At 34.5% G+C, this 11,567-nt stretch carries 8 protein-coding genes and 1 pseudogene; 2 read left to right on the top strand and 7 right to left on the bottom strand.

All coding sequences use genetic code 11. The features are described from left to right. Positions 1-159: 159 nt before the first annotated feature. The 6 genes and pseudogenes from IHO40_RS04150 to IHO40_RS04125 all read right to left on the bottom strand — a co-directional run bounded on the left by IHO40_RS04150 (position 160) and on the right by IHO40_RS04125 (position 9,619). Positions 160-3,063, bottom strand: coding sequence for a YhdP family protein (locus tag IHO40_RS04150; protein ID WP_225536898.1), 2,904 nt, complete (start codon positions 3,061-3,063; stop codon positions 160-162). Beyond that, on the bottom strand, positions 3,056-3,493 hold the full coding sequence (gene rnhA, locus IHO40_RS04145) for a ribonuclease HI (RefSeq protein ID WP_225536897.1): 438 nt from the start codon (positions 3,491-3,493) through the stop codon (positions 3,056-3,058). Before rnhA ends, IHO40_RS04150 begins: the two co-directional genes overlap by 8 nt. A gap of 190 nt (positions 3,494-3,683) precedes the next feature. Then, positions 3,684-4,570 (bottom strand): annotated as a pseudogene (locus IHO40_RS04140) (heme o synthase). 1 nt (position 4,571) lies between these two features. Then, positions 4,572-6,122, bottom strand: a complete 1,551-nt coding sequence (gene ctaD, locus IHO40_RS04135) for a cytochrome c oxidase subunit I (protein WP_225536896.1) — start codon at positions 6,120-6,122, stop codon at positions 4,572-4,574. Between the two features lie 15 nt (positions 6,123-6,137). Further along, positions 6,138-6,902 (bottom strand): cytochrome c oxidase subunit II, encoded by a 765-nt coding sequence (gene coxB / locus IHO40_RS04130; RefSeq protein ID WP_225536895.1) that lies wholly within the window; start codon positions 6,900-6,902, stop codon positions 6,138-6,140. Positions 6,903-8,101: 1,199 nt separating this feature from the next. Next, positions 8,102-9,619 carry an HlyD family type I secretion periplasmic adaptor subunit gene (locus tag IHO40_RS04125; RefSeq protein WP_225536894.1) on the bottom strand — a complete coding sequence of 506 codons (1,518 nt, stop codon included), beginning with the start codon at positions 9,617-9,619 and terminating at the stop codon, positions 8,102-8,104. A 227-nt stretch (positions 9,620-9,846) separates the two neighbouring features. Here IHO40_RS04125 and fabG point away from each other — a divergent pair, with 227 nt between their 5' ends. Both fabG and IHO40_RS04115 read left to right on the top strand, forming a co-directional pair. Beyond that, a complete protein-coding gene (gene fabG, locus IHO40_RS04120) occupies positions 9,847-10,581 on the top strand; it encodes a 3-oxoacyl-[acyl-carrier-protein] reductase (RefSeq protein WP_225536893.1) in 735 nt (244 codons plus the stop codon). 100 nt (positions 10,582-10,681) lie between these two features. Continuing rightward, positions 10,682-11,032: a TrbC/VirB2 family protein gene (locus IHO40_RS04115; protein WP_225536892.1), complete on the top strand. Its 351-nt coding sequence runs from the start codon at positions 10,682-10,684 to the stop codon at positions 11,030-11,032. 26 nt (positions 11,033-11,058) lie between these two features. Here IHO40_RS04115 and IHO40_RS04110 read toward each other — a convergent pair. Then, on the bottom strand, positions 11,059-11,567 hold a 509-nt coding region (locus IHO40_RS04110; protein ID WP_368666771.1), incomplete at its 5' end, for a tetratricopeptide repeat protein.

Raw genomic sequence — 11,567 nt, 5'->3', positions numbered from 1 at the left:
AAAATTAAACAATAATACGCCAAATACAAGTTTTCTTGTCATTTTAATCTGCACAGATTGGGAAGTTAAATAAATAGCTTCATTACTATGACAAGGGTGACGGCGAAGGTTGTCAAGTAGTTTTCTTATTCCCATTTCTATAAATAGCATGCTATATGCCTAGCGTGCTGCCATTTTTGTCATAGCACGGTCAAACACTCCTAATAACCTCTTAAATAGGCTTGGAGTCAGCGAAGAGATAGGATTAACAGATACGTTACTGTTTTTATTATCCCCATTTGCTTTGTAGTCTATTGAAATAATCCCCCTACTTTTCCCACCAGTAAGAAGTTTTCCGATTGTAGGGATTTTCAACAAAGATTTATTAATTGAGTATGCTGGTATTACTTGTCCTTCAACCTGGAATTTATAATCCCTAATATCAAGCTTACCACTAGTGCTAATGCCCAGTTCTGCTCCCTCAAGCCAAGATTCTTCAATTTCAACAGTGCCATTTTTGTATGAAAAAGGTGCATTACACTTATAAAAGTATACACCTTCATTCTTTATAGCATTTACAATACCAGGCAGTGAAGACATCGATAGTAAGGTAGTGAGAAGCGAAGCATCTTTGATATAGAAATTGCTGATAGATAACATGCCATAATGTTCTCCATTTTCTCTCTTAGAAGATAGATAAAAAGATAATTTGCCGTTTTTAACTGATTTACCAATGCCTAAAGAACGCAAAATCATACCTGAATTATCCGCATATATTTCGAGCCCTATTCCGCTGTATTCCGCTGATATTTTGCTATTGTCTTCCAAAAACTGCCCTGCAAATTTACTTCCATTACAATCGCCTTTGGTGCAGGTTACATGTAGCTTGGCGTTTTTGACAACAATGCCTTCTTTCATCATTACATTGTTAACATTCATACTTACTTTTATGTCATTGTTTAATCCACCACTATTTTTGCCAAGCAACCCTAAAATATCACTCAAATTAATTTTCTCGCCATAAATATTTACAATGCTTTTTTCTTTACCTAACTCAATTTCTACATTAAGGTCATTGTCCGGTAATTCAAAATTGCCAGAGCTCAAATACAAATTTCCATTTTCTACTTTTCCGCTAAATTTTATATCTAGGTCATTTCCTACAACGTCTAATTTGTCTATTAACAATTCGTTAGCTCCTTTTAGCCTAGTAGAAAACAAAATTTTATTGTGGTCTTCAAAGCGATTCCTCCACCCCAAGTAGCTTGAACGTGACTCAATCTCTGACAAATCTATATTACCATTAACGTATCCCGTCTTATCTTGATTTATCACTGACTCTATATTTGTGTTAACGTAACCACCATCAAAATCAAGTATTTGGGCAGGTAAATCCCCAGTTAAATTCCAGGCGAAACTTTCATTTTCGTTGCTACTTTTCAAGTCGAATAATAGTTGTGTGTTATTTACCATACCACTACCGTTTAAATCAATAAAGTCTCTGCCAAAATCAAGTTTGATATCATGCTTACCAAGATTTGCACCATAGACAACCAGATCGTCGATTTTGGAATGAAAATTTGCTAAGAAGTCTACTTTTCTATTGTCGACATTCAGGTTAAAAATGCGAAAACTGAATACAGATTTTGCTGTTCCACCAATCTTGTCTCTTGTAACCTGAATCATATCATCCAGCTTAAATTTTATAGGCTCATATAACCCGTAAGCATCACTTGTGGCCTTACCATTGATGACTAGAACTGACTCTTCCCTATCGAGAAAGTTCATTTCAACACTACCACTATCAACAGTGAAATTCTGAAACTTAGCGCTATTTACAGCAATTGTGAGGCTGTTATTTTTGAGAATTAAATCACCGTTTAATTCTTTCACTTGCTCAAAATCTTCATCAAATCTGACGCTGCCGTTTTCTATATCAGCAACAATTACGACGTCTGATAGATCATCATTAGCTAAGCTGTTGATTTTGCCGTTGAAACTTATGATTGTATTTACAATATCCCCATCAATATTATCACAATACCATTTTTTAAATTCATTGTTCACTATACCATCTGGTACATAAGTACATAAATCCTTCGCGGCAAACTTATTAATGTTGACCCTAAGCAGAGTACGATTTGTACTAAAGTTCATTTTGCCAATCAAAGAAAGGTACATACCATTTAACTTAAAATGAAAGTTTTTTACGCTGATGATTTCATCACTATATGTCAAATTTACGTTTACATTAGTCAAGGCTAAGTTTTTACCCGAGTGATTCTCTGTATTTAATACGTATATGCTTCCATCTACAACTTCATCCTTTCCATTAATTCTCATTGAAAAGTTTCCTTTGAATCCTATTTCTTTGTCCAAATTATAACTTTTAACTAGTGTGGAAAACTCGTTAAATAGCCCCAACTTCAGGTTATAAAATGTTCCATACAAATTTAACAAGTTATTGCGGTTTTTTATCGTAATGGATAAATCATCTAGAAGTCCTTTACCTTCTTTTGTATGGACACGGACATCCAAAACATTAAAATCTTTCCCCTTCCCTGCATATACTTTATCAATGAAAAATTCACCTCCCGTGCTTTTCTTGATGGTAATGTTAGTAATTTCAATATTTAAACCCGCATTTAAGCCAAAAAAGAATTTCTTTACTGCTTTCAAAAAATTTTTCGAATTAAAATCAACTGCTTTGAAGTCATCTTTTTCCTGATTGATATGCACATACACATTATCAACCGAGACTTGAGAGAAATTTACACTGATTTTTAACAAAGAACTGAACTTAAAATGCACAAAAAGGTTAGGAACTTTTATAGTAAATCCAGGATTCACTATTTTTAAATCTGTAATGACTAGATATGGATCTGTACCATCTCTTTGCCAAATAACTGAAGTATTCTCCATATTGACGTTTGAGTTGTCAAGCGTTTTCGATATCTTATTCTTTAAGTAAAAATTGATATAACTAATATTAACTCCTAAGGGACCCTTATCTTTAAAAAAGATAAAGAAACAGAGCGTAAATAACAAAACTATAGAAAATAATATAGTGATTTTTTTAAGCATCGATTATTGCTTTTCTTGCTAAACTATCAGCCTCCTCATTATATTTATTGCCATTGTGAGCTTTAACCCACCTCCAATTAATCTTATGTTGTGAAGCGATATAATACAATTCTTTCCACAACTCCATATTTTTTACTGATTTTTTACTACTTGTCTTCCAGCCATTCACTTTCCACTTATTTATCCACTCTTTTATTCCATGCTTAATATAGAGGCTATCCGTATATAAATTAATATTACAAGAGAATTTTAACGCCTTCAGTCCATTGATTGCTGCTGTTAACTCCATTTTATTGTTTGTAGTATTTTCTTCCCTACCATAAACATCCTTTCTATGATTTTGAAATAGTATAATTGCCGCCCACCCTCCTGCTCCAGGATTACCAACGCACGCTCCATCCGTATATATTGTCACTTCCTTTCTATTCATCCTTAATTATATGAATTAATGAAGTATATAATTGCTTTTATGAAAGCACAATTTCAATGAGACGTATGGATACAAGGCATTTAGGCTGTACCCTTAAATTTTATTATAGAAACAAAGAAAAGCGCAACAACGAACACTATTAGAAGGAAAAACAAAAAATAGTTTTTATGTTTCTGCCGTTCTTTCATAGCTAAAACAAATCGGTAGAACAAAAAATAACACTAGTGAACAGAAAAAATAGATAAGAAATTGAATAAGAAAACATTTTTTCTGTGAGCTATGATTTTTAAGCCTTATAATAGATACAGCATACCAAATAAAAATACAACCCTCAAGGGTTGCCAGACTTAGGTAAAATAGGGCCTTTTTCAAAAATAGTGCTGGAAGCAAGCTAGTTAGCACCAGTAACACACTGTAAATTAATATATGTTTCCTTGTTTTCTCTGGGCCATAGACAACATTGAACATTGGAATCGACGTTTTTACGTAGTCCTCGGACTTGTTTAAGGATAGAGCCCAAAAGTGCGGTGGAGTCCACATAAAAATTATTAAGAATAGAATAAAACTTTCCCAACTTACAGAGTTAGTCGCAATTGCCCAACCAATCATTGGAGAAAAAGCACCTGATGCACCGCCGATAACAATATTTTGCGGAGTGCGTCTTTTGAGCCAAATTGTGTATATAAAAACGTAAAATAATATGCTAACTGCAAGCAAAGCAGCGGAAACATAGTTCACTGCTATTGCCATAATAAATACCGACAATACTCCAAGGGTTATACCAAATTCGAGCGCGCTTTCTGCAGAAACTCTACCTGAAGGTATAGGACGATTTTTTGTTCTTTTCATGAGAAGGTCTATGTCCCTATCGTACCACATATTTATGGCACCTGCGGATCCTGAACCAAGAGCAACACATACAAGAGATATTAATGCAAGAAAGGGATGAATACTACCTGGCGCAGCAACCATTCCAGCAATTGCAGTAAATACTACAAGATACATTATCCTTGGCTTCAGCAAACGCCAAAAATCCAGTATTGTTGATTCAACATTTAACAAAGCACTTGTATACATTCTATTTTACCACTGGCAGTTTTTCGAAAGTATGAAAAGGTGGTGGTGAAGATATTGTCCATTCCAAAGTATCACCTCCCCAAGGATTATTTTCAGCTTTCTTGCCCCATTTGAAGAGGTGTACAACTATAAACACAAAAAGCATAACTGAAATGAGTGACATATATGAACCAATTGAGGAGACATAATTCCAAGGAATGAATGCATCTGGATAGTCGGGTATACGTCTTGGCATACCAGCTAGTCCCAGAAAATGCTGAGGTAAGAAAGTGGTATTGGTACTAATAAAAGTAAGCCAAAAATGTATTTTCCCTAGGCATTCATTATATTGTTTACCCGACATTTTGCCTATCCAATAGTAAAAGCCAGCGAAGGCTGCAAATATTGAGGCAAGTGATAGGACATAGTGAAAGTGAGCAACAACATAATAAGTATCATGTAAAAGCTTATCTATTCCGCCTTGAGACAGAATTATTCCAGTTATACCACCGCCAACAAACATAAAAATAAAACCTAGTGCAAATAGCATAGGGGTTTTAAGCTCAATCGCCCCACCCCACATAGTTGCAATCCAGCTAAAGACTTTAATACCAGTCATAACACCAATAAAAATTGTGCTGGTGCTAAAAAATATGGTAGCATCTTCACTAAGCCCAACAGTAAACATATGATGAGCCCAAACCATAAAGCCAAATACTGCTATGCCTATCATAGCATAAACCATTCCCTTATAACCAAATGTCGGCCTATGAGAAAAAGTTGATACGACTTGGCTTATGATACCAAACGCAGGAAAAATAATTATGTAAACTTCCGGGTGACCAAAAAACCAAAATAGATGTTGAAACAATACGGGGTCACCACCTCCGGCAGGGTCAAAAAAGGAAGTACCAATATTGCGATCAGTAAGCAGCATAGTTATAGCACCAGCAAGTACCGGTAAAGCGACAATTAGCATGAATGATGTTAACAAAACAGACCAAACAAATAGTGGCATCTTAGTTAATGACATGCCCTTTGCACGCATGTTAAATATAGTAACTATAAAATTGATTGCTCCAACAATCGAAGACATACCAGCAATATGGAGTGCAAGTATAGCAAGGTCAACTCCTGCACTTGGATGGAACATAACTTGCGACAAAGGTGGGTATAAAGTCCAACCTGTTCCAGGACCTTCACCAGCAAATACTGAAAGGATAAGCAAAATAAAAGATGATACTAACAACCAAAAACTTAAATTATTCATGCGGGGAAATGCCATATCTGGCGCACCAATCATAAGAGGCACAAACCAATTACCAAACCCTCCCATTAGTGCTGGCATTATCATAAAAAACACCATTATTACCGCATGCCCTGTAACCACTACGTTATATAATTGATAATTATTGTTAAATATATTAATGTGCATTAGTTGAGTACGAATAACTACTGATAACAATCCACCAATAATTCCAGCTAATATGGAGAAAATAATGTACAGTGTTCCTATGTCTTTATGATTAGTAGAAAATAGCCAACGCTTTACACCTTTTGGTACATCACTCATATCTATACTCCCAATTTAACTCACTAATTTTTTATTTTTGATCCACTTACTAAAATCTTCTTTACTTACTGCTTCAACAACAATTGGCATAAACCCATGACCTTGACCACACAATTCATAACATTGCCCATAATAAATACCAGGCTTTTTGACATTAAACCATGCTTCATTTAGTCTTCCTGGTATCGCATCAATTTTTACACCGAAAGCTGGTATTCCCCAGCTATGTATCACATCTCCTGCCGTCACTTGTAAGCGAACGTTAGTATTGATAGGTAAAACAACGTTATTGTCAACAGAGAATAACTTCAAATCTCCTTCGCTAAAGTCATCTTTTTCCTTAATATAGCTGTCAAATGACACACTTTGATATTCTGGATACTGATAGCTCCAATACCATTGACGACCAATAACTTTCAGTGTTATGTCAGCCTTTGGTACCTTTTCCTGTAGCTTAATTAATTCAGCATTTTTAAAGGCCAATACTCCAACAATAATCATTGGTATAACAAACCAGACGATTTCTAAAAGGATATTATGATTTGTTTTACTTATATTCTTCACTTTGCTCTTACGAAAACGGAATACTACATAAGCAAGCAGTGCCCACACGAAAAGCATTACTGCAATCATTACACTCGTCACAAACGAATGTGACTTAACTACAGCTTCCATTATCTCGGTTGCAGGAGAAGGAAATCCAAACTGCCAGGAGGTAGGAGCAGAAGCAACTGATGTACTCGAGTAAAACATTATCAATAATACAAATAACTTCACCATATTTGTTTGCTGTAAAACTAAGTGACATATCGTATAATAGTATATATAAACTTACTATGCAAACAGAGATTAGCAATGATTAATAATTTTTTAGGATTTTATAGATATAACAATATATTACTAACTTAGGGGAAAAAGCATTTACATGAATCTATTTTAAGTAAAAATATTGTAATATTTTTAGTTAAGTATTTACTTTAAGTAAATTCTATAATAAGTTTAATAGTGTCTGTTACTGCTAATAACCCTCTAGCCTCACACCTAAAAGCAGTAACAGACACTATTAAACTTCATAACAAATTTACTTATCTGTAAGTATAAAAACCTGCATCATAATTTATGTAATATACTATACTTTATTAATTAACTTTTAATGCCTGTAGTAGTATATGTAGTTTACATATTATAGAAAATAATCATAAAGTATACTACTTGTAACCAATATAAAATTTTTTATTTAGCACCTTTTCTATTATTTTGGAGTATTAAAGCACTCGAAACTTGAAGCAAATGCACCTTCGGCTTTCCACAAGGACTAACTGAGTTATTAAGCTCTGTAAACAAAATTTTTAGAGAAGTAAATAGAATCTTATAACAAATCTCAATGGTAAATTAAAAAGTTTCCCTGCGATTTAGAGGTTCAGCAAATTTATTATGTATCTTGTTTGATAACGAAAATTGGTATAATCTTTATACTTAAGAAATTTACCAAGTGAGAAAGGAAAGTAAAAAAAAACCGTTGGTGACTAATTATTTATATGTACCTAGAATATAGGCGTTTTTGCTCTCAACGCTACGATTCAGCTACTTTTAAAATGCAAATAACCCAAACTGTAGACGTTGATGCTGCAAATTAGCGCTTTTAAACGCAACTAGTCTAAGCTATGGTACTTAAGAAATTTACCAGGCAGAAAAAAAAGACAATAGAACCCTGAGTTAGCTAGTTATTCTACTCTCTACTTTAAAATCCGGCATTGGGTGATGTCTTAAACGACTTATAAGCGCGCTTCAGCTTGTATAAGTAAAAGCCCAAAGTCCTATAAAGATATGTAGCGGACACAGTACGCCAAATACAAGCTTTTTTGTCATTTTAACCTACACAGATTGGAAACTTAAACAAATAGCTTCATTATCATGATAAGGGAGTTGAAAAAATTCGTCAAGTGTTTTTTTTGCTTCTATTCACTTTAACAAGTGAGCTACCTTTCTATAAAAGACCTATCAACTGTTGCAATTATAGGTGTAAATAAGAATGACAAAAGAGTACGGGATTGAGTAACTATATACACTTCTGCTGGCATACCAGGATGTAGATATACATTTTTGAATTGAGCAAGCTCTGACTTTGGTATCACCACACGTATTAAATAATAACGTCCTAACCTTGGATCGTCAAGGGCATCAGGAGAAATATGGTTTACTATACCGTTAATTAAACTTAAACGACGTGCGCTATAAGCACTCAGCCTTACTTTCACCTTTAGCCCTTCCAATCCGTCAATAGAGACTATATTGCTATCTTTTTTTTGTGCTGACAGTATCTCCTCTATATTTCTAGTCTGAATTTTAGCATCTATTATTAAATCATCATTAGATGGCACTACGCTCATAATCGGTACACCAGGCTGTATAACACCACCTTCCGTATGGTACCGTATATCCGTAATTATTCCGTTTTGAGGCGATCTAATAACTGTGCGTGCTAATGCATCTTCTGCAACCATCAACCTTTCCCTCAAGTCAGCAATAGACGTACTAACTTCCTTAAGCTCAATGTTTGCTCTTTCCTGAGCATCATTCTTCACATTTATGATCTCTAACTCTTTTTCTCCAATTTTTTGTTGCACTTGAGATATTGCAGCACGGTAATGACCAACTCTACCTTCAATTTCAGCACACTGCTTTTCTAAAGCCAAGATGTGTGACTTACCTATGTGACCACCGCTAAGAAGCTGCCTTTTTGTTTCTAACTCCTCAGCTATTAAGTCATATTGCTTGAGAGCTGCATCCAATTGAGAATTCAGTCCTACTAGCTCATCATGTAACTGTCTTATACGCTGTTGCAGTATGTCAGTTTTTCCCAATATACTCTTGTTCTGGGAATCAAGTAATCTTATCTGATTTTTCATCACTTTGTTTGCAAGATTGCCATCAGACAATTCTTTGACTTCATCAGGAAATTCAATTGTGTCTAAGCCTTCGCTAGTAACAATAAGTCTTGCTTCAGTTGCTAAAAGTGATAAGAGTTTTTCTTTTATTATACTCAAATTCGCCTTCTCGTTAACATCACTTAACAAAACTAAAGGCTCATCTTTTTTAACTGCTTGGCCTTCTTTGACCAAAATTTTACTTATTATTCCTCCACCCAGATGTTGAACTATTTTCCTGTTTGAAGATACAACAACTTCTCCACTTGCATGCACTGCCCCATCAATTGGAGCTATAGCTGACCAGATACCACCTATTCCAAAAAAAATGAGTATCACTATCAAACCAAAAAACAGTGGTCCCCATGTTACTCTTAGGACCTCATTTACGTTATTACCCTCGCGTTTTAAAATAAAACTTACCACCGCATCAATTAATGCGAACGTTTTATCCAAAAATCTTGGGTACTTCTTTTTATTTTTCGTTCCTTGCATGTTTATATTATCACTATGGCCAAGTGGACCTGTCAAAGAGAATCCAGCGCTAAGTTTTTTTAACTTGCTTATCATATATTACTGTGAACTGGCGTTAATGTTAAGATAACATACACAAACAAAGAATCTATGACTTATGGACTTCATTTGGACTGCAAAATGCCAGAATAAACTATTTAGTAACAATTCTTGCATATCTTAATCTGACTTAGCTGTCATAGATCTAAGCTGCTTGTATCATGCAAAAAATCCATTGCCAACTAGACAATGCTCTGTTAGTAATCAGATAAAACGACGTTATTATGTTTCGATTAAAAGGCAGAAAATTCCTGATTACTGGTGCATCAGGTGGAATAGGGCAGGCAATTGTAAAAACTATGCATAAAGCTGGAGCAATTCTATGTATTTCTGGTACAAAAAAAGAAGCCCTAGAAGAAGTTGCTAAACTATATGAAAAAAATGTTTATATATTTCCTTGCAACTTATTAAATGCTGAGGAAGTACACCAGCTGATAAATAGGGCAAATGAGTTGATGGAAGGTTTTGACGGCCTCGTATGTAATGCAGGCATTACACAAGATAGTTTATTGCTGAGAATGACAGATGAAGCATGGCAAAAAGTGATTGATATTAACTTGAGTTCTACGTTTAAACTAAATAGAGAAGCATGCAGGAAACTAATTAAGAATAATTGGGGAAGGATTATAAATATTTCTTCAATAGTAGGGTTAACAGGGAATGCTGGGCAGGCAAATTATGCAGCATCAAAAGCTGGAATAATAGCCATGAGTAAGTCCATAGCAGAAGAAGTTGCAAGCCGCAATATAACAGTAAATTGTATTGCTCCTGGGTTTATAGATACTAAAATGACTGAAGTTTTAGCTGAAGAACAGAAGAAAAAAATACTAGATAATATTCCAATGAAAAAAATGGGGACGGGAGAAGAAATAGCAGCAGGAATTCTATTTTTAGCAAGTGATGAAGCAAAATATATAACAGGGCATGTGTTGAACATTAATGGCGGTTTATTTATGTAGTGATACCTTATTTATGGACAAACCATAAATTTTACTTTAAGATAAATATGTGTAATAAAATTGTTTTTATTACACTAGTTTATTATTTAGAGGCAAAAAAATGAGCTCTACAATAAAAAAATTTTTTAATGTCTTATGTTTGGTGTTGTTCTTATCAGGTGATTCAGATGCCTCCAGCGTTGGTAGTGCTGGTATCAATGACACAACTGCCCAAGTAATATGTAATATTATTGGTTATGTTTGGGGGATAGGTGGTCCACTCATGACAGTAGTAATAATAGGTGCATCCTTGCTTGCAATATTTGGCAGAATGCCTTGGCCAGCTCTCTTTGCTTTAGGTATATTTTGTGGTGTATTTTTTGGCGCTAAGACAATCATAATGAAAGTTATACCCAATGTAAACGATGAAGTCAAAAAAACGTTGGACCAGTGTGGACAAAATGGCCCTTAAAAGTGATGGTGTACTAAAGCTTTTTGTTATCCATTAAATCGTTTCATGTCTTCAATTTGCAATAAGTAAGGGCTGTCTTTTGGTAAAGTTTTGACAGCTAACTCAGCATATTTCATAAATTGTCTTAAGTTACCTTCAATACAAGCCTTTTTTGTTAAAGCAAAATAATACATTGCTGCATCGGCATTACGCTTATATGCAATACTTAAATATTTCCAGACGAAGGCATTATTTGGTTCTATATTTACGGTCTGTTCCAAGTAAAAAATTGCTTTCTTTACATCACCGTGCAACAATAAAGTATGGGATAATGCAAGTTTCACCAAATAACTGTCTTTCTCAGATAAATACCTAAGCGATTCTTCATACATTTTTATTGCTTTACCTAAATTCCCTGCCTTGTGCAGCATTTCTGCTTTTAATTCATATAAGTATGGATCATTACGTGACTTTTGAACTAATGAATCAACTATGGCAATAGCCTCTTCTATCTTTCCTTGTCTATAATGGATTATAGCATTTACATACTCAGAAT

It is taken from the genome of Wolbachia endosymbiont of Mansonella ozzardi, from assembly GCF_020278625.1.
Taxonomy (GTDB): domain Bacteria; phylum Pseudomonadota; class Alphaproteobacteria; order Rickettsiales; family Anaplasmataceae; genus Wolbachia.
Note: the sequence above shows the minus strand (reverse complement) of the source record. Positions and strands in the feature narration are given on the sequence as shown.

What these genes read in the sequence shown, in the direction of transcription:
- IHO40_RS04150 (WP_225536898.1), bottom strand. Translation starts at nt 3,063, where the DNA reads ATGCTTAAAAAAATCACTATATTATTTTCTATAGTTTTGTTATTTACG.
- rnhA (WP_225536897.1), bottom strand. Translation starts at nt 3,493, where the DNA reads ATGAATAGAAAGGAAGTGACAATATATACGGATGGAGCGTGCGTTGGT.
- ctaD (WP_225536896.1), bottom strand. Translation starts at nt 6,122, where the DNA reads ATGAGTGATGTACCAAAAGGTGTAAAGCGTTGGCTATTTTCTACTAAT.
- coxB (WP_225536895.1), bottom strand. Translation starts at nt 6,902, where the DNA reads ATGGTGAAGTTATTTGTATTATTGATAATGTTTTACTCGAGTACATCA.
- IHO40_RS04125 (WP_225536894.1), bottom strand. Translation starts at nt 9,619, where the DNA reads ATGATAAGCAAGTTAAAAAAACTTAGCGCTGGATTCTCTTTGACAGGT.
- fabG (WP_225536893.1), top strand. Translation starts at nt 9,847, where the DNA reads ATGTTTCGATTAAAAGGCAGAAAATTCCTGATTACTGGTGCATCAGGT.
- IHO40_RS04115 (WP_225536892.1), top strand. Translation starts at nt 10,682, where the DNA reads ATGAGCTCTACAATAAAAAAATTTTTTAATGTCTTATGTTTGGTGTTG.